The 24,870-nt window shown below is 46.7% G+C and carries 32 protein-coding genes and 1 pseudogene; 5 read left to right on the top strand and 28 right to left on the bottom strand.

Features of this window, described 5'->3' with window-relative positions; genetic code table 11:
* Nucleotides 1–2: 2 nt before the first annotated feature.
* The 20 genes from ACWJJS_RS07425 to ACWJJS_RS07330 all read right to left on the bottom strand — a co-directional run bounded on the left by ACWJJS_RS07425 (nucleotide 3) and on the right by ACWJJS_RS07330 (nucleotide 12,862).
* On the bottom strand, nucleotides 3–449 hold the full coding sequence (locus ACWJJS_RS07425) for a phage tail assembly chaperone (RefSeq protein WP_032874591.1): 447 nt from the start codon (nucleotides 447–449) through the stop codon (nucleotides 3–5).
* A 75-nt stretch (nucleotides 450–524) separates the two neighbouring features.
* The gene (locus ACWJJS_RS07420; protein ID WP_003154837.1) at nucleotides 525–968 is read right to left on the bottom strand and encodes a phage tail tube protein; all 444 of its coding nucleotides are present in this window, start codon (nucleotides 966–968) and stop codon (nucleotides 525–527) included.
* A 1-nt stretch (nucleotide 969) separates the two neighbouring features.
* The gene (locus tag ACWJJS_RS07415) at nucleotides 970–2,367 is read right to left on the bottom strand and encodes a phage tail sheath family protein (RefSeq protein ID WP_454023453.1); all 1,398 of its coding nucleotides are present in this window, start codon (nucleotides 2,365–2,367) and stop codon (nucleotides 970–972) included.
* Complete coding sequence (locus ACWJJS_RS07410) at nucleotides 2,367–2,576, bottom strand: hypothetical protein (RefSeq protein WP_003154839.1); 210 nt, start codon at nucleotides 2,574–2,576, stop codon at nucleotides 2,367–2,369. Before ACWJJS_RS07410 ends, ACWJJS_RS07415 begins: the two co-directional genes overlap by 1 nt.
* Nucleotides 2,573–3,019: a phage portal protein gene (locus tag ACWJJS_RS07405; protein ID WP_454023452.1), complete on the bottom strand. Its 447-nt coding sequence runs from the start codon at nucleotides 3,017–3,019 to the stop codon at nucleotides 2,573–2,575. Before ACWJJS_RS07405 ends, ACWJJS_RS07410 begins: the two co-directional genes overlap by 4 nt.
* Nucleotides 3,016–3,519 (bottom strand): HK97 gp10 family phage protein, encoded by a 504-nt coding sequence (locus tag ACWJJS_RS07400; protein ID WP_043867016.1) that lies wholly within the window; start codon nucleotides 3,517–3,519, stop codon nucleotides 3,016–3,018. The genes ACWJJS_RS07405 and ACWJJS_RS07400 overlap by 4 nt, the downstream gene beginning before the upstream one ends.
* On the bottom strand, nucleotides 3,516–3,872 hold the full coding sequence (locus ACWJJS_RS07395; protein WP_007610806.1) for a DUF3599 family protein: 357 nt from the start codon (nucleotides 3,870–3,872) through the stop codon (nucleotides 3,516–3,518). The genes ACWJJS_RS07400 and ACWJJS_RS07395 overlap by 4 nt, the downstream gene beginning before the upstream one ends.
* A complete protein-coding gene (gene yqbG / locus ACWJJS_RS07390) occupies nucleotides 3,869–4,252 on the bottom strand; it encodes a protein YqbG (RefSeq protein ID WP_003154846.1) in 384 nt (127 codons plus the stop codon). The genes ACWJJS_RS07395 and yqbG overlap by 4 nt, the downstream gene beginning before the upstream one ends.
* Nucleotides 4,253–4,268: 16 nt before the next feature.
* Nucleotides 4,269–5,204: a phage major capsid protein gene (locus ACWJJS_RS07385; protein ID WP_007407274.1), complete on the bottom strand. Its 936-nt coding sequence runs from the start codon at nucleotides 5,202–5,204 to the stop codon at nucleotides 4,269–4,271.
* A gap of 26 nt (nucleotides 5,205–5,230) precedes the next feature.
* Nucleotides 5,231–6,076 carry an XkdF-like putative serine protease domain-containing protein gene (locus ACWJJS_RS07380; RefSeq protein ID WP_454023451.1) on the bottom strand — a complete coding sequence of 282 codons (846 nt, stop codon included), beginning with the start codon at nucleotides 6,074–6,076 and terminating at the stop codon, nucleotides 5,231–5,233.
* Between the two features lie 19 nt (nucleotides 6,077–6,095).
* The gene (locus tag ACWJJS_RS07375) at nucleotides 6,096–7,487 is read right to left on the bottom strand and encodes a phage portal protein (protein WP_088005490.1); all 1,392 of its coding nucleotides are present in this window, start codon (nucleotides 7,485–7,487) and stop codon (nucleotides 6,096–6,098) included.
* A gap of 48 nt (nucleotides 7,488–7,535) precedes the next feature.
* Nucleotides 7,536–8,834, bottom strand: coding sequence for a PBSX family phage terminase large subunit (locus tag ACWJJS_RS07370; RefSeq protein WP_454023450.1), 1,299 nt, complete (start codon nucleotides 8,832–8,834; stop codon nucleotides 7,536–7,538).
* Complete coding sequence (locus tag ACWJJS_RS07365) at nucleotides 8,831–9,628, bottom strand: terminase small subunit (protein ID WP_025851819.1); 798 nt, start codon at nucleotides 9,626–9,628, stop codon at nucleotides 8,831–8,833. Before ACWJJS_RS07365 ends, ACWJJS_RS07370 begins: the two co-directional genes overlap by 4 nt.
* Before the next feature lie 112 nt (nucleotides 9,629–9,740).
* Entirely contained in the window at nucleotides 9,741–10,253 is a 513-nt protein-coding gene (locus tag ACWJJS_RS07360; protein ID WP_017417605.1) for a sigma-70 family RNA polymerase sigma factor, read from the bottom strand.
* Nucleotides 10,254–10,366: 113 nt separating this feature from the next.
* Nucleotides 10,367–10,570 (bottom strand): XtrA/YqaO family protein, encoded by a 204-nt coding sequence (locus tag ACWJJS_RS07355; protein ID WP_003154859.1) that lies wholly within the window; start codon nucleotides 10,568–10,570, stop codon nucleotides 10,367–10,369.
* On the bottom strand, nucleotides 10,560–10,901 hold the full coding sequence (locus ACWJJS_RS07350) for a hypothetical protein (protein WP_039251797.1): 342 nt from the start codon (nucleotides 10,899–10,901) through the stop codon (nucleotides 10,560–10,562). Before ACWJJS_RS07350 ends, ACWJJS_RS07355 begins: the two co-directional genes overlap by 11 nt.
* Nucleotides 10,902–10,998: 97 nt before the next feature.
* Entirely contained in the window at nucleotides 10,999–11,166 is a 168-nt protein-coding gene (locus tag ACWJJS_RS07345) for a hypothetical protein (protein WP_095836059.1), read from the bottom strand.
* Nucleotides 11,166–11,966 (bottom strand): ATP-binding protein, encoded by an 801-nt coding sequence (locus tag ACWJJS_RS07340; RefSeq protein ID WP_167860069.1) that lies wholly within the window; start codon nucleotides 11,964–11,966, stop codon nucleotides 11,166–11,168. The genes ACWJJS_RS07345 and ACWJJS_RS07340 overlap by 1 nt, the downstream gene beginning before the upstream one ends.
* The gene (locus ACWJJS_RS07335) at nucleotides 11,866–12,693 is read right to left on the bottom strand and encodes a phage portal protein (RefSeq protein WP_167860068.1); all 828 of its coding nucleotides are present in this window, start codon (nucleotides 12,691–12,693) and stop codon (nucleotides 11,866–11,868) included. The genes ACWJJS_RS07340 and ACWJJS_RS07335 overlap by 101 nt, the downstream gene beginning before the upstream one ends.
* Nucleotides 12,683–12,862: a hypothetical protein gene (locus tag ACWJJS_RS07330; RefSeq protein WP_104843288.1), complete on the bottom strand. Its 180-nt coding sequence runs from the start codon at nucleotides 12,860–12,862 to the stop codon at nucleotides 12,683–12,685. Before ACWJJS_RS07330 ends, ACWJJS_RS07335 begins: the two co-directional genes overlap by 11 nt.
* A gap of 191 nt (nucleotides 12,863–13,053) precedes the next feature.
* On the opposite strand from ACWJJS_RS07330, the gene xre reads away from it, so the two are divergent.
* Entirely contained in the window at nucleotides 13,054–13,392 is a 339-nt protein-coding gene (gene xre / locus ACWJJS_RS07325; protein ID WP_003154871.1) for an HTH-type transcriptional regulator Xre, read from the top strand.
* 148 nt (nucleotides 13,393–13,540) lie between these two features.
* On the top strand, nucleotides 13,541–14,131 hold the full coding sequence (locus ACWJJS_RS07320; protein WP_003154873.1) for an ImmA/IrrE family metallo-endopeptidase: 591 nt from the start codon (nucleotides 13,541–13,543) through the stop codon (nucleotides 14,129–14,131).
* 153 nt (nucleotides 14,132–14,284) lie between these two features.
* Here ACWJJS_RS07320 and ACWJJS_RS07315 read toward each other — a convergent pair whose 3' ends face one another.
* Nucleotides 14,285–14,890, bottom strand: a complete 606-nt coding sequence (locus ACWJJS_RS07315) for a poly-gamma-glutamate hydrolase family protein (protein ID WP_102421813.1) — start codon at nucleotides 14,888–14,890, stop codon at nucleotides 14,285–14,287.
* 109 nt (nucleotides 14,891–14,999) lie between these two features.
* Between ACWJJS_RS07315 and ACWJJS_RS07310 the strand changes: the two genes are divergently transcribed.
* Complete coding sequence (locus ACWJJS_RS07310) at nucleotides 15,000–15,377, top strand: PH domain-containing protein (protein ID WP_007610770.1); 378 nt, start codon at nucleotides 15,000–15,002, stop codon at nucleotides 15,375–15,377.
* A 38-nt stretch (nucleotides 15,378–15,415) separates the two neighbouring features.
* On the opposite strand, the gene ACWJJS_RS07305 is transcribed toward ACWJJS_RS07310, so the two are convergent.
* The 3 genes from ACWJJS_RS07305 to ACWJJS_RS07295 all read right to left on the bottom strand — a co-directional run bounded on the left by ACWJJS_RS07305 (nucleotide 15,416) and on the right by ACWJJS_RS07295 (nucleotide 17,771).
* Complete coding sequence (locus tag ACWJJS_RS07305; protein ID WP_003154880.1) at nucleotides 15,416–16,369, bottom strand: N-acetylmuramoyl-L-alanine amidase; 954 nt, start codon at nucleotides 16,367–16,369, stop codon at nucleotides 15,416–15,418.
* A gap of 141 nt (nucleotides 16,370–16,510) precedes the next feature.
* The gene (locus ACWJJS_RS07300) at nucleotides 16,511–16,645 is read right to left on the bottom strand and encodes a PhrA family phosphatase inhibitor (RefSeq protein ID WP_003154881.1); all 135 of its coding nucleotides are present in this window, start codon (nucleotides 16,643–16,645) and stop codon (nucleotides 16,511–16,513) included.
* Nucleotides 16,635–17,771, bottom strand: a complete 1,137-nt coding sequence (locus ACWJJS_RS07295; protein ID WP_087920760.1) for a Rap family tetratricopeptide repeat protein — start codon at nucleotides 17,769–17,771, stop codon at nucleotides 16,635–16,637. Before ACWJJS_RS07295 ends, ACWJJS_RS07300 begins: the two co-directional genes overlap by 11 nt.
* 204 nt (nucleotides 17,772–17,975) lie before the next feature.
* On the opposite strand from ACWJJS_RS07295, the gene ACWJJS_RS07290 reads away from it, so the two are divergent.
* Entirely contained in the window at nucleotides 17,976–18,443 is a 468-nt protein-coding gene (locus ACWJJS_RS07290; RefSeq protein WP_017417598.1) for a DinB family protein, read from the top strand.
* Nucleotides 18,444–18,591: 148 nt separating this feature from the next.
* Nucleotides 18,592–19,356 carry a sulfite exporter TauE/SafE family protein gene (locus ACWJJS_RS07285; protein ID WP_015388360.1) on the top strand — a complete coding sequence of 255 codons (765 nt, stop codon included), beginning with the start codon at nucleotides 18,592–18,594 and terminating at the stop codon, nucleotides 19,354–19,356.
* Nucleotides 19,357–19,389: 33 nt separating this feature from the next.
* On the opposite strand, the gene ACWJJS_RS07280 is transcribed toward ACWJJS_RS07285, so the two are convergent.
* From ACWJJS_RS07280 to ACWJJS_RS07265, 4 genes and pseudogenes are all read right to left on the bottom strand, one after another.
* On the bottom strand, nucleotides 19,390–20,883 hold the full coding sequence (locus ACWJJS_RS07280; protein ID WP_454023551.1) for a UxaA family hydrolase: 1,494 nt from the start codon (nucleotides 20,881–20,883) through the stop codon (nucleotides 19,390–19,392).
* Between the two features lie 9 nt (nucleotides 20,884–20,892).
* Nucleotides 20,893–22,326 (bottom strand): annotated as a pseudogene (locus ACWJJS_RS07275) (tagaturonate reductase); the annotation flags it as partial.
* A 75-nt stretch (nucleotides 22,327–22,401) separates the two neighbouring features.
* Entirely contained in the window at nucleotides 22,402–23,400 is a 999-nt protein-coding gene (locus ACWJJS_RS07270) for a LacI family DNA-binding transcriptional regulator (protein ID WP_172614614.1), read from the bottom strand.
* A 70-nt stretch (nucleotides 23,401–23,470) separates the two neighbouring features.
* The gene (locus ACWJJS_RS07265) at nucleotides 23,471–24,862 is read right to left on the bottom strand and encodes an MFS transporter (protein ID WP_049589350.1); all 1,392 of its coding nucleotides are present in this window, start codon (nucleotides 24,860–24,862) and stop codon (nucleotides 23,471–23,473) included.
* Nucleotides 24,863–24,870 lie beyond the last annotated feature (8 nt).

The raw sequence follows: 24,870 nt of genomic DNA, 5'->3' as shown, positions 1-24,870 counted from the left end.
TATCAGTTTTTTGCTTCTTGCTCCAGATCTTCTAATTCATCTTCAAAACCGTTGATCTCAATCGCTTTATTCAGCCAATTTGCATACTCACCGCCGACTGAAAGAACGCGTTTTGCCACTTCGACCGGATCTGCCGTTTTGTAAGCGTCGCGGAGCTCCTTAGACCGGAAATCAGGGTAAATCGTAGATTCAACCGCGATCCGCGCATAGAAGCGCTGGCTGTCTAAGTCTTTTACGCGGCCTCTGCCCTTCACATTTTTATATGTCGTGCTTTCCTTCTCCAGTTCGTCAATGCGCTCAGTCGTAATGGCTTTAAAAATAAAAGGCACGATGTTTCCTTTTTTATCGACAAAACGCTTTGAAAGCGGAACCCGAATCTCCTCAGCCTCGACTGTTTTACCCGGCATAAAGAATGACAGATCAAATACTTGTTCGTTTTTTTCGCTCATGATGAAAACTCCCTTACTCTTTTTTTTATAAAAAACAGGCCTGTAAAAGGCCTGTTTCACTCATAATGATCCTGATTAAAACGTTTCAGAAAGCTTTTCCGGCACATCGAAATCTTCAAAGGTAAACGGCACTTCTTCTTCGAGCGCTTCTGAGTCTACGTCCAGTCCGGCGATTTTTGCAGAATCAAAGTTGACGTCATACAGGGTGACGCGTTCTGTTCCGCGGCCCGATGATTTGTCGTCAAGAACGGCTTGCAGCGTAAAATACGGGTCGCTGCCTTTTTTCACGTAATCCATCATAAGCACGGCGAATTTGGATGTGACCTTATAGAATGTTGCCGTGCCCGTTCCGTTGGCGCCTGTTGTTTTATGTCCCGTCATACGGCGGCCCATGATGTTTACTTCTGATTTGTTTTTTTCCACGTTTGCTTCAAACGTTTTAATATGCGCCATCTCTTCTCCGTCGAGAAATAAACGGCCTTCTTTTCCTGAAATCGTGTTTTGCGCTTTTAATGCCATCTTAGTTTACCTCCACATTAAAGTAGAATTTTTCTGCCGCATCCACAGGCTGTACGGCGAGATCGATTAAAAAGCCGTCGCGGTCTTCATTCAGTCCGATTGTAATGTCTTTGTCTGAATCAAAGTTTGCGATGCCGCCCGCATCCTGAAGCGTTGTCAAATATTGAATAATCATCGTTTTGACGAATTGAAGGCCGTCGTTTGTCGCTGGAAGATCGCTGCCCGTGCCTTTTTTCGATTTAATTAAGGCTTTCAGTTCACGTGTCAAATCGTTATTCACCGCATCAAGCACACGGACGATTTTGTTTTTCGCGAACTTTTTATTTTTCTCTGCCGTAAATGTCACCAATGAGTTGATATCTTTTTCAACGCTGACTGACTTATCACGGACATCATAAGAGAAAAGGAATTCACCTTTGGAAAGACGTTCGATCACTTCATCATGAGTCAGGCGGTGCAGCACATCGACGGCGCCTTCGTATTCAACGAATGTTAAGGATTGATTAAATGCGGCGCTGGCACTTGCGCCTGCCACCCAGGCGGTCGCATCTTCAGCTTTAATCTCAGTTCCGTCTTCCAGCAGCACACCTTCAGTCACATTGATAATGCCTTCATAATCTCCGCTGTAATGGGCGGTTACCCCTTGCACTTTCTGTCCCTGTGCATCGCGAAGGCGTTTAATGAATGCGGCAAATGTCGCTTTCAGCTGATCGTTTTCCGCGACAGGAAGAGCGATGACATCGAAATTCTCCGTTTCAGCCGCAGCTAAAAAATCCGTATAGTCTGAGTTGACCGGTGCTTTATCAGTTCCTCCCGCGAGACGGATGCCTGCCTGCGGGTTTAACGTTTCCCCGGATTCTTCCTCAGTGCCTGTCAGCGGGATGGAAGCCGACAGTTCGCCCGTTCCCGTAAATGTGACATAGCCGTTTGCTTTTAATTCTTCGGCTTTTTTCACCGTTTGTTTGTCAACTTCCGCTTCATCCATGTAAGTGGTCACATCGAAAGCGGTCTGATCAAGGACATTTTCACTGATGCGGATGATGATGTCATTTCCTTTTGAACCCCCGTACAAAGCGGCTGCTTTAACACCTTGCGAAAGATCTGCGCTCGCTCTGATTCCCTCTGTCAGACGGTACATCAAAACGGTTTTTGCTTTCTTTTTCGCCTCACGAAGCAGAATCAGTGACGGATCTTCAATACTGAGCCCCACTTTTTTATTCAAATCTTCAACGCTTGAAATGGAAACGAATGTTTTCGCTTCCCCCCAGCCGGATGCGACGGGAAGGGCGACAATCCCGCGTTCACCGATCGATACCCGCTCCTGGGCGGTTGTTTTAAAGTTAAAATAGATTCCGGCACGTTCTTTTTCTTTTCCTTGCGTAAATGTTCCGCCGTTCATTATTGCATGACCTCCTTGGTTAAAAATGCTTCAATGTAAGACTTGGCTTGCGCTTTTGTCATTTGTTTTTGCTTCACGCCGAATAAAGCCCCCTGGAGAATCTCGGGTTTTACGCCGAAAAGCTCCTTCGCGTGCTTTGTTAAATCCGCCGTGTCATAAAGAACCGCTCGTTCCGCAGTTGCGGCGTTTTTCTTTTTATATTGTTTCACTTTTCTTTCACCCCGCTGTTAATGTCCACATCCCGCAGTGCGGGAGATGTTTGTTTCTGATAGTAGTAGCGGCTCGTCCAGCGGATGGTGATCACTGCCTCGCCTTTGTCTCCGACTCTTGTTTCGATACGGCTGATGCGGACGAAATCATTGGTATCCTCCCCTGATTCCGTAAGCAGCGGAATCAGCTGTCTTGATTCTCTCACCGCATCGGCGATCCGGTCGGCTGCATAGAGCGCCTGCACCGAGTCGGCATGGAACAGCTTCACATTCAGACTGTATGTCTTCTTAAAGGTGGAGACTGTGTCATTCTCGTCAAAAGCATACGGGGGCGGGATGTAAAGTGACGGCACCTGAAATTGTTCAGGCAGTTCATTTTCATATACGGGTACGCCGCATTGCTGATACAAAAAAGCGGCGATTGAACCGGTTTCGCGATTCATCCGATATCTCCCCCCAACGTGTTAAGCCACTGATTGAAACGCTTATCCAGCGATTCGGCGAAGAGTGTTTCATACAAAAGAAGGGCTTTGTCCCAAAACCCATTTCCGCTGATCCACTGTTTTTTGAGCGCCATTCCCGTTGAAGCTGACGGATCATAGATGAACCGGGAGCCTTGAAAATACCCGGGCACCCATCTGACATTTTCATCTGAGACGGTCCAATGTCCGTCATTTATGAATGAGGCATACTCTACATTGGTGCCGATTTCAAGGGTCAGTCCCCCGTTTTCAATGATCCATACATGATCCTGCGCTCCTTTTCGGAAAGAAGACAGCAGGCTTTCTGTATCAATCCCTCCCGAATGAATAAGCTCCTCCCGTACCAAGTCGAGAAAATCCTCTCCTGACTGTTCCAGCCATTCGCCTGCCTGACGGGCAAATTCTCCGGATGATGCCTTTTGCAGCGACCGATTCCATTGTTCAAGGTTTTTTATGTTCATAGTCTGTCATCTCTCACAGCGATAACCTCCCAATGGTGCTGTCTTGCTTTCTTCGGCATTTCCAGAATATACGCCTGGCCTTCCCAAATGATTTTGTCATTGACACGCACAACGGCCTCTTTCGGAAAATGAACGAGAAACCGCTGATATACCTTATGATCAGGCTCAAGCTGAATAAGCTGCTGCTGTTTTTCAACAAACAGACACGGCACGTCTTCAGCATCGGGCACTTCCGGATAAGAAAAGACAGGCTGGAGCTTTTCGGCGGGAATCCCGAAGCGTCCGGCCTTCGGAACTGACACCGTCTCATGATAAATATCGCATCTGTCAGTGAGCAGCCGTTCGTAGCTCATAAAGGTCTCACCTTTGCGTGTGCAGAAACCGGGGAATAACCCGGCGCGATATATTCACAGAGCAGATGGTGCACCGCCGGTTTTCTGATTCCGCCTTCACCTGCCACCGTATACGAGTAGTCGCCTATCTTTTCAGATTGATAGGCGGAAGCGGCTGCTTCATTCTGGTTGATCAGCGCAAAATATTGAGAAAGCTTTAATAACGCAAGCTTAATCTTTTCGGGAAGCGGTGAGTAAACAGGGTCAGTGAACGAATGCCCCGCCATTCTGGCCGCTTCCGCCTCCGCCTCCAGAATGTCCTGTATAAGAAGCGGCTCCGGCCTGTTTTTGACTTGATCATAAACTGAATATGAAACAACGTCAGACGGCTGAATTAACATAACTGCCACCCCCGTCTTATTCTTTAACGTTTACGATTTTGGCGCTTGCATCTTCTTCTTCAAATTTGCTGTCAAGTTTAGCCGTCAGTACGATAATAAATTTGCGGCTGCGAATATCTTTATCTACTTCGATTCGGATATTCCGTGAAAAACCGAGAATGATATTTTTCGGGTGAGTCAGAATGATGTCAGACGCATCGTACTGGGAATCACCTTCTCCGACTGAGTACGGCTGCAGATTGGACACTCCTTTGACCGGAACGCCGAATGCTGAAGACAAACCGCCCTGCACCGCAAGATCTCCCAGATTGGTCTGACGGTCAGCCACACGGTCTTTCCATTCAATCTCCATGCCTTGAGATGTGTAAAATCTGAATTCCTGAGGCAGGCGCAAATATTTTGCCGGAATGGCTTTTAAGCCTTTTTTAAATGTCGCTCTGGACAGCTCTTCCCCGTTTCCGTCAATGACGTGAGATACAGTCTGCTTACGGATTCCGTCAAGCTGTGCCAAGTACGGATCAGAAGAAGATGTATCGCCGTTTACGACAAGCTCCTCAATATCGACTGCCGCCCGCTCCGCCAAAATCTGCATGATCGTCTGCTGCAGGCCGTCTTTTTCAATATTGTTTTCAAGCGTGTCATAGGTGATATTAATTTCCGCAATGACTTCTTTCGTATTCAGCTGCACCGTACTTGTTGCCGGGACGGTCAGCTGATCGTCAGTTAAAGCTTTTCCTTCCTCAGCGGCACGCAGAATACGCTGGCCGAAACCGATTTTTTCAAATTTCTGCGAGTCATTTTCCATTTGAATCACACGCGATTCGCTGAAAATGGTCGGCGTGTTCTGCACCATGCGGATAAATGCTGAAGCTTGTGCGGGGTTCATTAAACCGCCGCTTTTTAAAGCGGAAAGTGACATTTCCGCCTTTCTGATGATATCTTGATTTCTCACTCTACAGTTCCTCCTTCTGACTGGGCTTAAAGCAGTCCGCTCCAAATGGATTTTTTAACAGGCTCTTGCCCGCCCGTCTCTTCTTCCGGCTGCTTTGATGCGCCTCTTACTTTTTCAAGCGCTTCAATGCGTTTAATAATCGGCGCCAGCATGTCCTCAACAAGCGTTTTCAGCTTTTCTTCATCAGACGGCGCAGCCGCCCCGTCTTTGTCTTCCGTGTTTTGGTCCAAATTGTCAAGCCGCTTTAAAAGCGGGTGCAGCGCGTGTTCAATCGATTCTCTTACGTCTTCTTTTCTCATCTTGTTCAAGTCCTCTCCCTTGCGGTTTCTTGATTTGCGGTCACGGTCGAGAAATTGCTTGACCGCGCCGAATAAGCCGGCTTGCTTTTCTGCCGGCTCTTCGTAAACGTCAGCGGTTCCCGCCATGCTGTAGCCCGTAATGATACCGGCTTTAATCTGATCCCATACTTCATCGGAAGCTTTGGTGACAAGCACCCAAGATCCTTTCCGGATCACAGCATTCCCGATTTCAAAGTCATCCGGGGCGACGTACGACTCCACCACCTCGCCGGTCCCGCCTTCAAAGTTATGATTTGTATCGATGTTGCGGGCGTCCGCCAAAAAACCGTGAGCGGCCTTTTCAATCTCTTCAGCCGTCATATAATCGCCATGTGCATCGGGGACATCCGGCTCGTAAACGATGCCGTAAACAAGCTTCTGCTCATCCGATTCGTTTTTTGTAAACACCTGCACCTTTTTTTCAAATGACGGAAGGCCTCCGGCTGATTTTGTAAAAAAGAATTCCGTTTGGTTCGCCGCCTTATCGACATAGCTCACAAAACTGATGACGGCATTTCTCAATTCTCTCGGCACGAGATGTTTTCACCCCCTTTCAGGATTGCTCCTTTTTCCCTTTCAGCACCGGCCTGCTGTAGTACTCTTCAGGCCATTCCTCAAGCGTCTTGCCGAGCACTCTTCCCGCCAGATCACGGAGGTCATTAGGAGAGACCGCGCCGGCGGAAATAAATGGCGTAAGCACCTTCGCAATTTCAAGCGGATCGCGAAAATCAGGCCCTTTTAATGTGAGCTGTACATCGTGGAGACCCAGTTCAGGCAAAAATAACGTGTTGAGCTTATTAATCAGCGTTTTCCGCTCCGGCTGAAACACCTGCTCCTCCGTTATTTTCCGTGCCGTATCGGCTGTGGCTTTGTTGTATTCCTGCGCCTCTCCCGTATAAAGCGGCGGGAGACGGAAAGCGGAACGGAGTTTATTTCTGCTTTTGTCGTCATATTCAAGAAACAGCGCATCATCCTGCAGAATTTCCGCAAGTGATTTAATTTCCACAGACACGGGCGTAATGTCTTCGCCTCCGTGAAGGTCTTTTTCCTTCGCAATGCCTTCCGCCTCAATCAGCAGAAATTTGTGGGCGTTTTCCACCCCTTCCAGGTCATTCATATAATCCTGAAGCTCTTTGTACGAGGTTTCTGACAGCATGCCGTTTTCAACCGTAATGGCGGCCGGCACGTGACGGCCCTGCTTGAAATACATAAAATTCAGTTCTTCCGCTTTCCGGGCGCCGTACAGATTGACGATATTGCCGACCCAGCGCGGAATGCCGTAAGTACCGCTGCCGATTTTTAAGTGAATGGCTTCATTTGCCCGGTATTCTTCAGACAGGGTCTTTACGTATTCACCGGTTCTCATGTCCATCATGCGGGGATCGCCGTATTCCTTAAAAAACACTTTCCGTCCGTTCAGCATCTGAACATATTTACGGAACCGTTTTTGCCTTTTAATCGTTTTGGATGCGCCGTTTTCTTCATATGAAAATGTAACTTCAACGGGATCAGTCACACCGCAGACGCGCATATGTTTCACATCCAGATATTCAATCCCCGCCGGTTTTCCCGCGCCGTCCCGAAGCACTTCGAGAAAACCGTTGCCCGTTTTTTCGCGGTCTTCTATCGCATATCCGAGGACCGTCTCGGCCGATTCATCAAAATGAAGACATTTGTAAAAGCTCTCCAGCTTCATCCAGTTTTTTTCGGCCCGGGCCTTTTTAGACGGTGAGCAATCTGGGCTATTTACATCAAAGGTATATTCCACATCGAACCCAAAACCCGTAATATTGACCCGATACGCGTCAATGCACTGCTGAAGAATCGTCGAGTATTCGGCGATTGTTTTCAGTTCAATGAGATTATAGGGCGGTGAAATGATGTCTTCGCCGTACAGATCGGCAAATTGATCTTCGTTCATCTGCCTTGCCTGCGGCGCGGCCATTTTTGATTTAAAGACGGTGGCTCTAACGTTTTGATAGTTAGGCAACGCCTATCTCCTCCTTTCCCGATTCGGACGTCTCCGTTTTTGTGATGCATCTTTCAGATCCGCCGCGTCATAGTCATCCAGCGCATACCAAATGGCTGAAAGTGTGTGGGGATCAATTGAAAACTCATCTTCCGGCAGAGCACCGTTTTTGTTTTTTGCGTACGTTAAGTTCTGCAATTCGCGGATCGTATTTTCACAGCTGTCTGAGCAATAGATGTGTCTGAACCGTTTCAGCTTTTTTGTATACTGAAGTCTTGAGCCCGGAAACTTTTTGGCCGCAACCATGCAAAATCCCTGCCTGCGGAAATATTGGATGCTTTTCGGCTCAGCCGAATCCGCTTTGATCAGCTCTTTTTGATCCGCCAATTCCTGAAGCTCCTCAGCTGTCTGATCATCGGTCATTTTGTTTTTGTAATACTCCCAGAAAATATAAAGCTCTTTTTGATCCGGATCGACGGCAAGCCGGATGACCGCATTGTATGACTCTTCAAAACCGAAATCCATGCCCGTCCGAAACAGGGGGCGCCTGATGGAAGCAATCCGCTCCGTTACTTCGTTGTGCTCCATGACCTGAAACTGCGGAAACACGCGGATGCCGTTGACGCCGAACCGTCCTTTGCGGGCGATCCGGTACAAATCAGGATCGTAATGCCGTAAGCTGTCCAGCTGCTTAATATAGCTTTTCGGCAAAAACAGATTATCGCACGCTGTGGAATGGTGATAATACGTATCTCCCTTAACGACGGTGCCTTTTTCATACAGTGTCTGATCATCCAATACGAACCGTTTGTTTTGCTCATCACGAAAAAAATGCCGGTACGTCCAATTGGAGGTGCCGACGGGATTTGTGGTGCATATCATATGAAGCGAAAGCTCGGGATGGCGCAGACGGCCGATCAGCTCCTTAAAGCCTTCATACTTCACTTCAGAGCATTCTTCAATCCAAATCAGTGAAATATGATGAATGGATTTCAATTTGGCCGGGTTGTCCATCCCTTTAAACATAATCCGGCTTCCGTTTGAAAATCTCAGCTGCATCGGCGAAGAAACGGCCTTTACGGCATGTCCCAGCTCAAGCTCCCCGATAATGTCTTCAAACAAGGCAAACGTAGAATCTCTGTGCGTATCGAAAACTTCCCGCACGACAAGGGCCGTCCGCTTTTCACGAAGCAGCTTCAGGATGATTTTCAGCGCGGTATGATAGCTTTTTGACGAGCCGTAGCCTCCAACGAGAAATTGGTACGTTTCATTCCAATTGAACAAATAATCTTCAAAGCGCGGGTTGACCGCTTTTTCAATCATGACCGTTCCTCTTTCCGCGTAATGACAATGTCAATCGGCTTTTGGCTGTCTTCTGTTTTTTCCATCTTCTGCTGAGCCAGCTTTAATTTTTCATTTTCGATTTTTTGTTTAAATTGATCGGGGAAAAGGTCAAAGTACAAGGACAGCTTTTCAAGAGCCTTCATCTTGTCGGCAAGCTTTATTGCAATGCCTTCTTTCCCGAGTTTTGCTTCCGTGACGATGGTTCCGTCCAGAAGGTGCGAATCTTTAACGTCAACGTAGCTGATCTCCTGCATAATCGGATTATCATTTTCGTCAAAGAGCGGCCCTGATTTTCCGAAGGCCTGAACCTCTTTTTTTCCGAAGGTTACATAATCGGTAATGTCGGCGAAAGCGATTTTCACATAGACTTGAAGAACGTCCATCGCTTCGACAAACACTTTATTGACCATTTCCTTTTTCATGCGGCTGATTTCTTTAGCGACTTTTTCGTTTTTTAACAGCCTGCTTCCCGTCACATGCGCGCTTTCCGGTGAATACCCGGCTTTTATCGCAGATTGGGTGGCGTTAAAGCTTTTCACATAATAAAGACAAAACAGCCGCTGGCGTTCGTTTAACTCATCACCTTCGCCCGGGGTGTTTTTTCCGCCGCTTTCCGCGTTCTTATTAAGCGCCTCGTCCCAGCGCCCTTCTTTTTTCCATCTGCCGATCGTTCTTGCGGATACGCCTGATTTGCCGGCAAGGGCGCGATTTGTGATGCGGCCTTTATGAGACTGATAGATTGTAAATGCCTGTTCTCTTTTTGCGTTTTTCATGCTACGGCATCACCGCCACCTCCGACATGATTGTCTATAATAAAAAGCGGCTTCTAATCGGGCCGCTTTTTGTGATCTACTATTCACTTCTAGGTGGCAAACGTATGACAACTTATGAAGCAGGCGATTGATTTCTTTGTTCCTGCTGTTTTTGAATTTTCAGAAGCGCCCGTTTGACCGTCGTTTGTACGGTTGATTTCTTTACATTCAGCAAGGCGGCGATCCGTTCATACGAAAAGCATTCCGCTTTGTGGAGCAGCAGCATTTCTTTTTCTCTATCCGTTAAAACGGCTAATGCGTCCCGCAGTCTGATTCTGTCTTCTTCAGTCACATTTGCGGACGGTTCAAACATCAGCGCCTGCGAATAGGTTTCTATGATTCTCGGATCTTTAATGAGCATTCTCTGATAAGCGTCTCTGCGGTCTATCGCTCTTCTTATGCCGGGCTGCCGGCCTTTTTCAAGCCATTCGATGACATACTCCAAATCTGTAATAATCGTTCTGATGATTTTTTTATCTTTCAGTTCTTCTGAAGTAAGCACCGTTTCATCGGCTGCCTCCAGCTGCTTGTACCACTTTTTCGTCTCTTTCAGCGTGCGTTTATATTCAAATAGTAAGTCTTCCATGTAGATCCTCCTCTTTTTCGGAACAAAAAAAGGACACCAACCAATGCGCAGCATGTGCGCGATTGATCAGTGTCCGCAGGCTTTCCGTCTTGGACGTATTCTGTTTTTTTCGATTAATTCAATTTAAAGCCGATTTCATATTCGACCCGGGCCAGATCCCCTTTTCGCGTTTCGACAAGCGTTTTGCCGTGCTCCGGCGCTTCGGCGAGCCATGCTTCCTTCTTCAGTCCGTCTACTATAATCACCCGAACCTTGCCTTCTTCCAGCTGGCTTTTTAATGTTGTATGTTCAATGTCAGTCAGTTTTTTAGGATTCATGTTTTACGTCCTCCGTCTTTTTCAAAATGTTCACTTCATGTATGAGGCTTCCGAGCTTATTTATGAACGCTTCTTTTTCTTCAGAACTTTCTCCCCGGAGCAGGCGGAGAGCCGTCTCGGCCGCCTCAAAGAGTTCCGGGGCTTTCGCCATCAATGCCGCGTTGATCTGCTGTGAGTATGAACTTAAGTTGAAAACGGCCGCGATGAGCCTTCCGTTTGAATAAGGGAACTTCTCTTTATCCGCTTCGCTGTAAGCGGAATAAATGTAAATGGGTTTTTCTTCTCCGCTGTGTACGGCCCGCCATGGAGCGGGGCTGTGTTTTTCTTGCAATGGTGATCCTCACTTTCCATCAGCCTCATGCCATGCTTCAATTTGCTTTTCTATCCGTTTTGCCCTGAACAGCAGGCAAAAAAGCCATTTGATATATTTACACACGTGCATCAAGCCTCGCTTTTGCGTCTTGAACCATTCGTTCAAGCCGTTTAATGACCGGCGTTAAATCAGTGCCTGTTTTGCAGTTCGGGCAAGGGTGAAAGACAGCGCCGAAACCCGTTTCCATCACAATGACCTTCTTCGGCCCGCACAGCTTACACATTATCTCGCCCCCTCTAATCTGTGGTTTACGTCAAATGAATTGCCGTTAATGATGACTAAATAATCGCTGCACATCTCATAAATTCTTGTGCCCAAGGCTTCATCAACCTGCACCAATCCGTCACAGGCCAGCTCGCTCGAGATAAGAACCGGCTTATGATTTAAATAGCGGTAATTCACGACGGCGTACATTTGTTCAATCTGCCAATCGGTCGCCCGGGGTTTTCCGTTCAGCGGTTTGAACAGATCGTCAATAAAAAGCACATCCGCCTGTTTCATACGGCCAAGCTTTGCATCAAGCAGATCAAAATCATTTTTTAAATCCGTAAAGCCCTCAACAAAAGGAAAATACAGCACCGGTGTCTGCTTCTGTCTCATGACATAATTGCTGAGAGCGGTCAAAAGATGGGTTTTTCCCGATCCCGGACGCCCTAAAAGGGCAATGCTGTTTTTCCGGCAGTTTTTCACCTTGTCGAAGTTCTCAACATATTCAAGGGCGCACTCATATGCGTCGACGACTGCCTGAGGCTTGCCCCGCGTGATAAATCCTTTGAAATCCAGCTTCCGAAAGGCATCTGTAATTTCACTTGCGCCGAGAATGCGTTCTACTTTTCGTTCGGCGGCGCAGCGGCACTTCACCCACACTTCCATGCCCAGCTGGTTTTTGAGATAACCGCCCTGATCTTTACAGAGCGGGCAGTCAAAGCGGCTTTCGTCTGATTCTTCCGGTCTGTCCGCCAGTAATGGACGTTTTCCGTTTTTCAGGTCGGCCAGTATCTGCTCGATCGTTCGTTTTGTCATGTATCGTATTCCTCTCTTTTTTTGTTGTGATTGTCCTTCCCGCAATTCGTGCATTCAAGCGGTCTTCCATAAACTTGGCGCAATAGCTGAAAGCCTTGATCGTTTCAGCTGAAGAGGTGCGCCGCTGTTCAAAAGCGGTAAAGCATTCGCCGAGCCATTTGATTGCTTCTTGTGCTGACGCACCGAGGGAAACAATACGGGCGATGGCCTGATAATCCCGGGGCGACGGGTATACGCTCCGCCCCTCCTGCGCAGACCTTAATCTGATAAAATGGGCGGCAATTTCGTTAATCGCTTCTTCAGCAGTATGATTTTTTGTTATATCTATTTCTCTCCGGACATTTTTGTCCCGGTGATCCGCCGATATTGTCCGGTCTGTAACTTCCGGACGGGTCAATGTCTTTTTCGGCGTGAATCTTTTCGAGTGCTTTACGGAGACGATGAGTCCGTAAGGGGCGCGGACGGTTTTGATATAATCATGCTGTTCCAAGCTCTCGAGCCACCGCCTGACGGTTTTTTCGCTGACCGCGAATACATCGGCCATTTCTCTTGCTTTTACGGGCTTATGTCCGAGGACGATCCCCCACTTTACGCCGTCTTTTACATGTTCCTTTGTCGTTGAGCTGATGAACCATAAAAACAGCCAAATGGCGGACCCTATTTTGTCATAATGTTCTGAATTCAATAATCCGGAATAGATGAAAAACGGGCAGCTTTTACGATTCATAAGGGACATCTCCATTTTTCTTCAGACCTATATAGCGTTCATACTGCAATCGGTTATCAAATCGGAATACCGGTAGTCCGCAAGCGGTAAAAGATATCGAACCGCCTGCTTTTCCTAAACATCTCTGGTCAGCCGGATTGCTGCTGAAACGGATGATTATCGCCTGCATCTCTCACCCTCCTGATCAATTTCTTATCGTATTTTGATACATTTTGTATCCCTATGATGTTGATTATATACGATACATTTCGTATCATCAAGACCTTTTTGATACTTTTTTTATCATCCCTTTCTTTTGATACATTTTGTATCTATAATCATAAGTAACTTAGGGTGTTGAAAAAAGAGAGGTCATTTCGGATGATAGGCGGAAGATTAAAGAGTCTCAGAGGTAAGAAAACGCAGGAAGAAGTCGCAAATCATATCGGTGTCTCGCGCGCCAGATATTCTCATTATGAAAACGGCCGATCTGAACCCGATTACGACACGCTGCAAAAGCTTGCGGATTATTTCAAAGTGTCGACTGATTATTTGTTAACCGGAAAAGAACCTTCAGATGAAGACATGTTTGCCGATCCCGACCTGCAGATCGCATATCGGGACATGCAGGACTTTTCCCCGGAAAGCAAGCAGCAGGCCATTGAATTCATTAATTATTTAAAAGAAAAAGAGAAAAACCGCAGGCCGAAACATAAATAATCCGCTCTTTTCCTTTAAACTGCTTAACGTTCAGCCGATATAAAAGCTGAATGTTTATTTTTAAAAGAAAAGGGAATTGATTCAAAGTCCGATCAGGGCTTTTCTTTCTCGCTTAAAAAAGAACATATGTTCGAAAGGGTGTATTCAATTGGGCGATTTTTTAACACATCTTGAGGAATACGTCAAAAACTTATATTGCCGCATGGGAATGACCGCCCCTCTCCATATTGATATGCAGATGATTGCCAAGGAGCTTGACATTTGGATTCATTTTGAAGATACGCACAGTATGATGCTGAAGCGGGACGGCATGTACAGCATCGTCCTGAATCAAAAAAAGTCACCCGAAGAGCAATGGCAGGATTTTGCGCACGAACTGTGCCATGTGCTGAAGCATACCGGGAACCATTTTCATATGAACAAGCTGTTCAGGGAACTGCAGGAATTTCAGGCCAACCATTTTATGTACCACTTCTGTGTGCCGACCTTTATGCTGTTAAACATGGAGCTTCCCCAGCGGAGGAGCCACGCCGTTATTTTAATCGCAGCCGCTTTCCGGGTGACGGCATCATTTGCGGAAAAAAGGCTCGAGCTGTTTGAACGGCGTAAAGCAGGTATTCAATTTCAGAAGCGGCTCGCTTGTCTGTTATCCGACAAGCGGCCGAATGTGTATTATGGAAGCGGACAGACACACTTGCATGCCGCTGAAGAAAAAACGCCGTATTTTATTGAAAATTAGCGATTCTCCGCCGGCTTAAAACGCAGCCGGCAGAATGTCATCATTTTGACATCGGAGGAAAGGTTTTTGCATCATGACGCTGTAATCACCGTGCTGCCCGCCAAGCACTTCATGCGCCGCCTAGCTCCAGTGAATGTAAGAACGGGCCCCTGTTCATTTATCATAAAAACCGGCCTTCACGGTTTCTACATACCGAAAAAACAGATCGGTTGGCGTATATTTTTCTCCCCGGCAGCCAAAATTGCTGAACAGCGCGTGTCTCTGCGCCGTGCTCACTTCCAATTGCAGTCCCATTTTCCTTTTTGTCCGATTGACAATGTTGCCGGGATTTACACCTGCCAGCCGATCATTCTTCTCTGTCAGCTCGGCATCAAACCCCGCTTCACGCAGCAGATCACAAATCAGTCTTGCTTTTTCCAGATCCGCGCCCCCGACGAGTGTATTTGCCTTTTTCAGATCATAATACCCGTGAAAAGCCAATGCGTAATGATGGGCGGTCACTTTTTCTAAAGCCAGAGGCTCGTCAAAGCGTGTGCTTGTCAAGTGGAGAGAACGGTTATCGCACCGCTTCGTCCCTTCAAATAAATAAATTGAGCTTTGGTCAGAAAATGCCTGCACCAGCTCACTGACACCCGGCTCAATCCTGCCGCCGTGGGGTGCGAGGACGATACATTTACTTCCCTCTTTTTCTTCATAAATAATTCTGTATTCCGATTCAGCAGCGGAAAGGGCTGCGAAATTGTCATATCTGTCTTTCATGTGTAACATGCTCTCCTTTTCCAGTCAGCACCAGTTTACTTTACTCATCTGGGAATGGAAACCTTTTTATAGTATGATTTGATAGAATACGTATCAGGGGGGAGATATTATGGGGTTCATCAACGGATTGCTGGGCAATGCGTCGACAATATCGACGGCTGAAGCAAAAGCAGAACTGGCCCGTATTTTGCTGGAAGGCGAGAATGTCAACGCCGCATTTAAGCTTGTCCGAGATATCATTGTCTTTACGGATAAGCGTCTTATTCTTGTTGATAAACAGGGACTAACGGGGAAGAAAACGGAGATTCAATCCATTCCGTACAAGAGCATTTCCAGATTCAGCGTAGAAACCGCCGGCCGCTTTGACCTTGATTCAGAGCTGAAAATTTGGATTTCAGGCGCGGAACTTCCCGCTGTCTCAAAGCAGTTTAAAAAAGATGAAAGCATTTATGATATTCAAAAGGCCCTTGCCGCAGTTTGTATGTAAGAAGAAAACGGAAGCCCGGGGAGCTTCCGTTTTCTTGATTACAGTTTTTCTTCAATTTTCGCCTTCGTTTTCGGGCCGTAAATTCCGTCTGCCGTTAATCCGCTGACGGATTGAAAACGTTTTACGGCATTTGCCGTTTTCGGGCCGTAAACGCCGTCCGCCCCATGATTTTTTGCTCCTTTATCGGGATAAAAATAAAGAGCGGATAAAGCGTTTTGCACTTGTTTTACGTTTGTCCCTTTCGTCAGCGGTTTCGTCACTTTGATCACACCGGATGGAAGCGGATAGGAAGACACAGCCTGACTTTTTGAAGAAGAACCAGTCTGAGCGAGCTTGATCACTTGTCCGACTGTAATGTGATTCGGATCGGTGATATGGTTGATGCTTTGCAGCGATTTTACGCTGACACCGTGCGATGCGGCGATTTCCGATAAGGTGTCGCCTTTTTTCACATGGTATTCAGACGCAGAAGAAGAAATAGAGGCTTTTTTCGCCGGCATACTTCCGCTTAATTTCTTTTCAATCTTCGCCTTCACTTCATCCCAGCGGCCTTCAGACAAAATGCGGTGCGGGCAGTACTTTCCGTTCCAGTCCTGATGCTTTCTGATTCTGTCAATCCCCCAGCCCCGTTCTTTCAAAAGCTGCGCCGCAAACGCAATCGCCAGTTCTTCTGCGGCTCTGTACCGTTCGCCGCCTGACTTGCTGTAACAGATTTCTATAGCAATCGACTTTCGGTTTCCGGTGCCGTTCGTGCCGTCTCCCGAATGCCAGGCATTCCGGTCCAACGGAATTCCCTGGATCACTTCTTTGTCATCAACCGCAAAATGATAGCTCGTTGATTCGCTGTTTCCCGTCATATAGCTGATTTCATTAGCGGCGGATGCGTCGTTTGCCGTGTTATGAATGGTAATATACTCCGGCGTCATCGGATTCGGACATTTTAACGCATATTTATCAGCCGATACGAGCCGTTTTTTCACTTCAATCCCCACTCTTCATCTCTCCTTATGCCTTTTTCATCAATAGGTGGCATTCGTAGGACAGATAACTGAGTATATAGACCCTGCATTCGGATAAAAATGGAATGGATACGCATGCAAAAAATAAGACCCTTCCAAAGAAGGGTCTTTATGTTATGTTTGGTTGCGCGCGGCAATATGGAATGTGCCGTCCGCTTGGTTTTCCAAATGGCTTTCATGGCCGATCACCTGTGTAAAGCTGAACCCGACAGCAACAAGCAGCAATCCTGACAATAGTTTAGATTTCATATAGACAATCTCCTCTCTGGATTTGTTTTTGGGCGTGCACCATTTTTTCATAAAACGTGAGCGCTTTTTCAGGCTGTCCGTGTTTCATGTAAAATTTGGCAGCGTCATGCGCCAATTCTTCCACATACGGATACAGCATGTGTTCTTCCAGAAAATCAAACGTGTGCCTGACGGATGCGTTATCCATTTCCTTGCCGTATAACGCATGCAAAAATTGGAACAGATTGACAAACAATTCATCATTGTATTCGCGGGCGATACTGAGCCCGAGGCGATATTGCTTCTCTGCTTCGGCTGTAGTGTTCTGTTTATAAAGAACCTGTGTTAATGAGTAAATAGAATGCGGAAGATTATCGAACTTTTCTGACCTGCAAATGGAAACGGATGTCTCAAAATATTCGGCTGCTTTAGAGAGGTCTCCCATTTTTTCGTAACAGTTTCCGAGATTATATAAGGCTGAACTGATAAGACGGGGATTGCCTTCTTGTTTTGCAAGATCTAAAGCAAGTTCTAAGTGGGGCAATGCTCTTTCTGGATACTGCATGTCATCATAATTCCCTGCAATAACGAATTCACATTGGATTCTGCGGACGTTGTACGTCTCATACGATTGGTACGTTTCAAGGGCTTGAACGGCATAACTCATGGAGACGTAGGTTTGTTTCAGGTTGTAAAAAATCTCGGCCATTTTAAAAGCAAACTCAGCTTTCTCGATGTCATCAGAAACGAGTGCAAGGTTTTTTTCAGCCCGTTTGTAATACATCATGGCGTTTAGGAACATTTTCTGTTTAAATTCGTACATTCCTCGAAAAAAATTAAAGTAGTAATCAAGCAGTCCTGTCAGTTTATACTGGTTGCCTTCAATGTCTTCCAATAATTCTGAAAACTCAGGCTGAGAAGGGTCCTCCTTTAAGGGCTTGATGTAATCCAGCATGACGCGGTGTCTGAATTCCATTAATGAATAATACAGCAGCAGATCCTGATCTTCTTCCATATCCTCAATCTCTCTCTCTACTTCACGTTTGACGCGCTCCGCCTCAAGGACGTGAAACTGCCGGATATGGGTATACCATTCATTAATTTTGAGCCCGACAAAAGAGGACGGAATAGTCTGCTTCATCCTCAATAAATCCCCCCTTTTGGAATGACCGAGATATGTCATATTTTATCATAATTGCTAGAAAAAGAAGAACGCAAAAAGACCGCAATTGTCGAATTTCGGATATCCGCAACGATTTATCTTCATCACAAGCTTATTGCTTGTTTCTTCCGTGCCGTTGATATAGCATATCCTTGCAGCTTTTATTCTGTATTAAATGGGGGTTTTCACATGACAGCACAAAATCAATTGGTCAGCCACTTTCTGTCACATCGAAACGTGACGATTGAGCTGGCGGAAAAAATCAGCCGCGAGCATTACGACTACAAGCCGGCGGAGACATCAATGTCCGCTCAGGAACTTGTAAAACACATCGTTTATTCTTTTCTTATGTTTGCAAACGTCATTAACGACGGAAACGGATCAGCTATCCAGAACAAACCGAAAGAAGAAGCGGAAACAGACCTCGTCAAACTGGCTGAAGCATGTACTGAAAAAACGACAAACATCCTGTCACAGCTGACTGAAGAGCAGCTGAACCGCGAAATTGACCTGACTGCCTCTTTCGGCAGAAAAATAACCGGCGCGGCTCTCCTTCAGCTTGCCATGGAGCATGAAATTCATCATAAAGGCAATCTTTTCGTGTATGTCAGAGAAATGGGCCACACGGAACTTCCGTTTTATCAGCAAAAATCATAATCCGGCCATCATCCGCCGATCTGCGAAATAACAGCAGGCAGGCGGATTTTTTTGTTCTGTATAAAATTTTCCGAAAATTTAATTGATTACCGCCTCTTAATCATATATAATCTGATAAAAATAGTAGGATTATTCAGGAGGCACACAGATGACTGTAAGCATTGTGTTTATGGGTTTCTTTGTCGGAACGCTGGTCGGATTGACGGGTGTGGGAGGAGCGGCGCTTTTGACTCCTTTACTGATCGTTTTAGGGATCAACCCCTCAATCGCCGTCGGCACTGACCTTTTATATAATTCCATCACCAAACTGTTCGGTGTCGTTTCTCATTGGAAGCAGCGCACCGTTCAATTTAAACTTGTCGGCTACTTGGCGCTCGGGAGCATTCCCAGCGCAACAGCCGCCATCGGTATTCTTCACTTGTTTCCCGCTTTTCACCAGCATCAGGAGCAGATTATCAAACAGGCGCTCGGCTACGTGCTGACCCTTGTCGCTATTTCCATTATCGCCCGCCTTTTTTTCGATAAAAAACTGCGGCCGAACCGCTGGCAGCAAAAAACACTTGAAGAAAAGCGGACACTCATGATACTGATCGGCGTCATTTTCGGCTTCATCGTCGGCCTGACATCTATTGGGTCCGGCTCATTATTTGCGATCGCCATGTTATACCTGTTCAGAATGAAAACGGCAGAAGTGGTGGGAACGGATATCGCACATGCCTTTCTGCTCGTAACTGTTGCCGGTCTGTTAAACGCAAGCTTCGGAAGCGTCGATTACCTGCTTGTATTGAATCTGTTGATCGGCTCTGTGCCGGGTGTGCTTCTCGGCAGCTTCTTTTCGCCGAAATTCTCACCGCGCCCGCTGCAGTTTGTGATGGCGGCGATTATTTTAATCAGCGGGATAAAATTAATCTAAAAAAGGCGGTCTGTTGTCAGATCGCCTTTTCTCTTATAACGTCACACCGGACTTAAAGATTGCAAGCTCCCGAAAATCGTTTTTTTCGTTATTGACGAATTGTCCGCTTGCAACGTTAATAATGTATTGAATAAAATCTCTTACAATGTGATCTTCTGTTGTTTCATCTTCCGCCAATCTCCCCGCGTTGTAATCAATCCAATGCGGTTTTGATTGAAATAAATCGGTATTTGTTGATACTTTCACAGTCGGGACAAATGTGCCGAACGGCGTGCCTCTTCCGGTTGTAAACAACACGATGTGACAGCCAGCCGCGGCGAGCGCTGAAGAAGCGATTAAATCATTGCCGGGCGCACTGAGCAGTGTCAATCCCTTTGTTTTCAGTGTTTCACCGTATGTCAGCACATCAGAAACCGGTGCAAGACCGGCTTTTTGGGTGCAGCCGAGCGACTTGTCTTCGAGCGTTGAAATGCCGCCTTCCTTATTCCCTGGTGACGGGTTTTCATAAATCGGCTGCTCGTGCTTCATAAAATATTGCTTGAAATCATTGATCAATCGGACTGTTTTATGAAACACTTCTTCACTCGCCGCACGCTGCATGAGAATCGTCTCAGCGCCGAACATCTCAGGCACCTCCGTTAAGACCGTGCTCCCTCCCTGTGCAATCAAGTAATCTGAAAATCTCCCTAATAAAGGGTTTGCGGTGATGCCGGAAAAACCGTCCGACCCGCCGCATTTCAATCCGATGCTCAATTCTGACAGCGGAATCTCCTCACGTTTATCTCCCTTTGCCGCAAGGTGTATCTCTTTAAGAAGCGCTGTCCCCGCTTCAATTTCATCTGTGACAGCCTGTGATTCGAGAAATTTCAACCGATCTCCGTTCACTTCAGAAAGCGTTTCCTTAATTGCCGCCAGCTCATTATTTTCACAGCCCAGCCCTAAAACCAGCACACCGCCCGCATTTGGATGGCGAATGGCGTTAATCAGTATTTGTTTCGTATTCTCATGATCATCGCCAAGCTGGGAGCAGCCGTATTGGTGTTTTAAAACCAGCACATTGTCAAAGGGGGCAATGTCTTTCGCCTCTTTTACGAAGCGCTGCAGGATTTTCTCAGCGACGCCGTTTACGCAGCCGACTGTAGGCACGATCCACAGTTCATTCCGAACGCCGGATGTACCATTTTCTCTTTTGTAGCCTTGAAATGTCCGGTTCTCATTTGTAAAAGGATTGTCCTCGAAGCGCGGTGAATACGTGTATTCTTGCACATCGGATAAATTCGTTTGCAGATTATGGGTATGAATATGCTCGCCGGCCGAAATCCGCCTTGTCGCACGCCCGATCGAAAAACCGTATTTAATGATGCTGCCGTTTTCTTCAATGGTTTGCAGCGCGATTTTATGCCCCCGCTTTACAAGGTCCTTCACTTCAATCGTCAGTCCGTCTGTATGCAGCCGCTCCCCTTTGTTAAAATGGCGCATAGCGAGAAGCACGTTATCGTTTTTATGGATTTTTATGACCTCTTTCATTTCACTTCCCCCCTTATTGCCGCAGCATTCATGTAACGCATGCTTCATCCCCCGCTTATGAATGACAGAGAGAAAAAAAGCCGTTCGTTCAGTCAGCCCCGGAAGATGGTTCAGATTCTTTCCCCACAATCGCTCTTCTCCTAATATAGAAAATGCCGCTTGAAACATATCATCTTTGCAACGGGACCGCGCCATTTGAAAACGGTTCAGAACCTCCTCGCCATCTGCCGGTTTGTTCAGCCCGTTCCAGTATGAATAGATCATGGCGCTGAATGAAAATACCAGCCTCTCAGGAAGCCGGCCCTCCTGTTCGATATAAGCCTTCAGCGTCGGCAGGTTTCTTGTTTTGAATTTCGCGGCGGCGTTAAGGGTGATGCTTTGCAGATAATGTTGGATATAAGGGTTTTTAAACCGGTGTAACACATCTGCCGCATACTGGGTGACACCCTCCATTTGCAGCACGGGAAGGATTTCTTCATTGATCAGCTCTTCGATGAATCTGCCCGTCACCTCGTGCTCAGCCGCTTCCCGGACGGTTAGCAGTCCGTATAATAAAGCCACTGGCGCCAATGCCGTATGAGCGCCGTTTAAGATTCTCACCTTTTTTGTCCTGTAAGGCGTAAGGTCAGACGTGATCAGTGCGTTCAGCCCGGCATCAGCAAAAGGAAGCTCATTCTGAAGCTGTTCCGGCCCTTCTATCACCCACAAATAATAATGCTCACCGACCACAAGCAGACGGTCTTCGTATCCGAGAAAATCGGTAAGTTCTTCCGCGGTATCAACAGGAAATCCCGGAACAATCCGATCCACGAGGGTATTGCAGAAGATGTTCGCATCATGAATCCATTGAGTAAAATCAGGCTCCAGCTCCCACAGCCCGGCATATTGAAGCACGGCCGCCTTCAGTTTCCGTCCGTTTTCTTCGACCAGTTCACATGGAAGCACAATGCACCCTTTCTCGGCGTCACCCGCAAATGCCTTATAGCGGAAATAAAGGAACGCCGCTAATTTCCCAGGGAATGTTTTTTGAGGTCTATCCTCAAGCCGGTCGCCTTTCTCAAACGTAATTCCCGCTTCTGTCGTATTGGAGATGATAAAACGAAGATCCTCTTGTGCTGCCAGCCGTTTAAAGGAATCATAGTCAGAAAAAAGATCAATGCCGCGGCTGATGGATTTGACGATCGTGTGTTCTTCAGCCGGTTTTCCGTCCTTTATCCCCTGCAAAAAAAGCGTAAACAAACCGTCCTGTTCGTTTAAACGTTTTATTTTCTCAGAGCCTCTCGGCTGTACGGCGACCACGCTTCCGTTAAAATCCGTCAATTGATTCAATTGATCGATCTGCCAGTCAGCGAAGGCCCGCAAAAAGTTGCCTTCGCCGAACTGAAGGACTTTTTCAGGATATTGAATGTATTCACCGCACATCTTTTTATTCAGCTGCCGCAAGCTGTCCGCCTCCTTCTGCATTCATGCACACGTTAACATTTCCCCGTACGAAAACCCGGATATTCAGACGGGCCGTTATGTGAGTTTTTTAATTGAATCTCTTATCATCACCTCGGTGTTTTCGTATATTTTTTCCGCCGCCGTATCCGGGTCGGTGATAAGCGCCAAAATCTTCTCTGCGCCGAGTATGCTGATTTTTTCAACCGGGCGTTTTACTGTCGAAAGCCTCGGCGTCATGTATTGGGAAATGCCGATGTCATCAAACCCGATAACGGATATATCTTCCGGAACGTTCAGGCCTTTGGCGAAAATGGTATTCATCGCCCCGATCGCCATATCATCGTTTGAACAAAAAACAGCCGTAGGCGGTGATTGAAGCGCCAAGAGTTTTTCCATCGCCTGACTGCCGCTTTCCATATCATAGCGGCCTTTTACACTGTATTCATGCTTAATCGGGATAGAATGATCAATTAAAGATGTCAAATAGCCTTCTTTCCGCTGAGAAGTTGACCTGAATCCTTCCTTTCCCTCAATGATCGCGATATCTCTGTGTCCGTTTGCGATCAGGCAGTCGACCGCCTGTCTGGAGCCTTCTTTATCGTTTGACAGGATATTCGTGATGCTCCGGTCATCAATGTCCCGGTTCAGCACGACGAGCGGGATGTTTTTCTCGCGGATATGATAAATAAATGAATTATCACTGTCGCTTTGGCTCATTAAAATGATTCCGTCATATCTCATGGGCGTAATGGTTTCAAAGCTTTTCAGATCGTCAATCGCGCGGACGAACAAATTGTATTCCTCACTGATTGTGCGGTTTACACCTTTGATGGTATCGGAAAAAAAGCTGTGTGAGGTTCCGTTGGTGATGCTTGTAAAAAACAGTCCGATCGTATGGGACTTTTGCATGGCAAGGCTTTTTGCATTTACATTCGGTGTGTAATTCAGCTGTGAAGCGAGCTCTAATATTTTCTGTTTTGTATGCTCTTTAATGTGGGGGCTGCCGTTAAGTGCCCGGGATACGGTTGTGTGGGATACGTTGGCGAGTTTTGCGATATCTTTTATGGTTACCATCGTTTTTCCTTTCTTTCTGTATGCTGGCATTTATTTCTATTGTACCATTAACGGACAGTCCATAAAATCACTAAAGTTGAGGTTTTGCATGATGTAAGTCCTGAACGAGCTCGGCATGCTGCCGGTCCGTCAGTTTATACATTAAACCGATAATCAGCATGGCGCACGCTAAAGCGAAAGCCGGGTACAGCAGCAGAAGCCCTTTAATCCCGATTAACGTGCCTTTTGTCTGAGATGCATTCGGGATATAGCCGATAACGCTCAGCCCGATGCCTGAAAGAAAACCTGATAAAGATTGGGCGAGTTTTCTGGAGAAGTTAAAAAGCGAATATGTCGTCGCCTCCTTCCGTTCACCCGTCTTCCACTCTCCGTAATCAATAATGTCCGACACAAGCGCCCACGTAATGCCGTTTGGTATGCTGATCCCGATAAAAGCAATGCTCGCTAACGCCGTAAAGATATATACATTTGACGGGAGACAGAAATTCAGCGCATCAGCCGCGGCGCTGACGGCAAAACCGATCATCACTGTTTGCTTTTTTCCGAAGCGTTTGACGAGTTTCGGCATAAACAACACACCTAAAAATGAAGAACCGATGATGATAAAACTCATGTAGGACATCAGCTCCGCATTGTTGAGATTGTATTGGGCGAAGTAAACAAGCATAGCGGATTTAATGTTGTATGCCGATATTGAGAAAATCGTCATGAAAACGACAGTCAGAAGCGGTTTGTTGCCGATAAAGCATTTGAAAACCGACATGACGGACAGCTTTTCTTTCGGCGCTTCACGGACGATAATTCTTTCTTTGCAGTTTCGGTAGCAGATCATAAATCCCGCGATTCCGATTACGGCCATCATTCCCATAACTGCCGGGTAGCCGATGTGAACGTTATCAAAATGAACGAGAATCGGGATGACGATGACACTTGTAATGAGCAGCGCGCCGAGAGAGCCGATCTGGCGGAATGCGGAAAGCGCCGTTCTGTCCTCCGCATCCTGTGTAATGGCTGCACCGAGGGAGCCGTACGGAATATTGACGAAAGAATAAGCGACCCCCCACAGCATGTAAGAAGCATAGGCGTACACAAGCTTCCAGGTGACACTCACGTCCGGTGACACAAAAATCAATACGGTCATGACCGCAAGAATAATACTTCCGAATAATAAGTACGGCCTGAATTTCCCCCGGGGTCCGATCTTTTTTCTGTAGTCAATGGCCGAGCCGACAATCGGATCAGTCAAAGCCGCAAACAGCTTGCTGACCAAAAAAATACTGCCGGCGAACGCTGCCGGAATGCCTGCGACATCTGTGAAAAACTTCAGCAAATAGATCTGCCCGAGATCAAACATAAATCCGTTCCCAAAATCTCCGAAACCATAGGATACTTTTTCTTTCAGACTCAGCTTATGCTCCTTCACTTTTGCGGCAGGTGCTGTCACGACAGGCACATTACTCATAGGCCACC

It is taken from the genome of Bacillus sp. JK106, from assembly GCF_053663355.1.
This window is presented reverse-complemented; position numbering and strand designations above follow the sequence as displayed.

Bases quoted from the DNA above. Each gene is read 5' to 3' on its own strand.
- ACWJJS_RS07405 (WP_454023452.1), bottom strand. From the start codon at position 3,019: ATGAATCGCGAAACCGGTTCAATCGCCGCTTTTTTGTATCAGCAATGC.
- ACWJJS_RS07415 (WP_454023453.1), bottom strand. From the start codon at position 2,367: ATGAACGGCGGAACATTTACGCAAGGAAAAGAAAAAGAACGTGCCGGA.
- ACWJJS_RS07285 (WP_015388360.1), top strand. From the start codon at position 18,592: ATGACTGTAAGCATTGTGTTTATGGGTTTCTTTGTCGGAACGCTGGTC.
- ACWJJS_RS07300 (WP_003154881.1), bottom strand. From the start codon at position 16,645: ATGAAATCTAAACTATTGTCAGGATTGCTGCTTGTTGCTGTCGGGTTC.
- ACWJJS_RS07365 (WP_025851819.1), bottom strand. From the start codon at position 9,628: ATGAAAAACGCAAAAAGAGAACAGGCATTTACAATCTATCAGTCTCAT.
- ACWJJS_RS07290 (WP_017417598.1), top strand. From the start codon at position 17,976: ATGACAGCACAAAATCAATTGGTCAGCCACTTTCTGTCACATCGAAAC.
- ACWJJS_RS07270 (WP_172614614.1), bottom strand. From the start codon at position 23,400: ATGGTAACCATAAAAGATATCGCAAAACTCGCCAACGTATCCCACACA.
- ACWJJS_RS07335 (WP_167860068.1), bottom strand. From the start codon at position 12,693: ATGAATCGTAAAAGCTGCCCGTTTTTCATCTATTCCGGATTATTGAAT.
- ACWJJS_RS07355 (WP_003154859.1), bottom strand. From the start codon at position 10,570: ATGAATCCTAAAAAACTGACTGACATTGAACATACAACATTAAAAAGC.
- ACWJJS_RS07375 (WP_088005490.1), bottom strand. From the start codon at position 7,487: ATGGCCGCGCCGCAGGCAAGGCAGATGAACGAAGATCAATTTGCCGAT.
- ACWJJS_RS07280 (WP_454023551.1), bottom strand. From the start codon at position 20,883: ATGAAAGAGGTCATAAAAATCCATAAAAACGATAACGTGCTTCTCGCT.
- ACWJJS_RS07340 (WP_167860069.1), bottom strand. From the start codon at position 11,966: ATGACAAAACGAACGATCGAGCAGATACTGGCCGACCTGAAAAACGGA.
- ACWJJS_RS07265 (WP_049589350.1), bottom strand. From the start codon at position 24,862: ATGAGTAATGTGCCTGTCGTGACAGCACCTGCCGCAAAAGTGAAGGAG.
- xre (WP_003154871.1), top strand. From the start codon at position 13,054: ATGATAGGCGGAAGATTAAAGAGTCTCAGAGGTAAGAAAACGCAGGAA.
- ACWJJS_RS07400 (WP_043867016.1), bottom strand. From the start codon at position 3,519: ATGAACATAAAAAACCTTGAACAATGGAATCGGTCGCTGCAAAAGGCA.
- ACWJJS_RS07345 (WP_095836059.1), bottom strand. From the start codon at position 11,166: ATGTGTAAGCTGTGCGGGCCGAAGAAGGTCATTGTGATGGAAACGGGT.
- ACWJJS_RS07315 (WP_102421813.1), bottom strand. From the start codon at position 14,890: ATGAAAGACAGATATGACAATTTCGCAGCCCTTTCCGCTGCTGAATCG.
- ACWJJS_RS07370 (WP_454023450.1), bottom strand. From the start codon at position 8,834: ATGATTGAAAAAGCGGTCAACCCGCGCTTTGAAGATTATTTGTTCAAT.
- ACWJJS_RS07420 (WP_003154837.1), bottom strand. From the start codon at position 968: ATGGCATTAAAAGCGCAAAACACGATTTCAGGAAAAGAAGGCCGTTTA.
- ACWJJS_RS07360 (WP_017417605.1), bottom strand. From the start codon at position 10,253: ATGGAAGACTTACTATTTGAATATAAACGCACGCTGAAAGAGACGAAA.
- yqbG (WP_003154846.1), bottom strand. From the start codon at position 4,252: ATGTTAATTCAGCCGTCTGACGTTGTTTCATATTCAGTTTATGATCAA.
- ACWJJS_RS07395 (WP_007610806.1), bottom strand. From the start codon at position 3,872: ATGAGCTACGAACGGCTGCTCACTGACAGATGCGATATTTATCATGAG.
- ACWJJS_RS07425 (WP_032874591.1), bottom strand. From the start codon at position 449: ATGAGCGAAAAAAACGAACAAGTATTTGATCTGTCATTCTTTATGCCG.
- ACWJJS_RS07310 (WP_007610770.1), top strand. From the start codon at position 15,000: ATGGGGTTCATCAACGGATTGCTGGGCAATGCGTCGACAATATCGACG.
- ACWJJS_RS07330 (WP_104843288.1), bottom strand. From the start codon at position 12,862: ATGCAGGCGATAATCATCCGTTTCAGCAGCAATCCGGCTGACCAGAGA.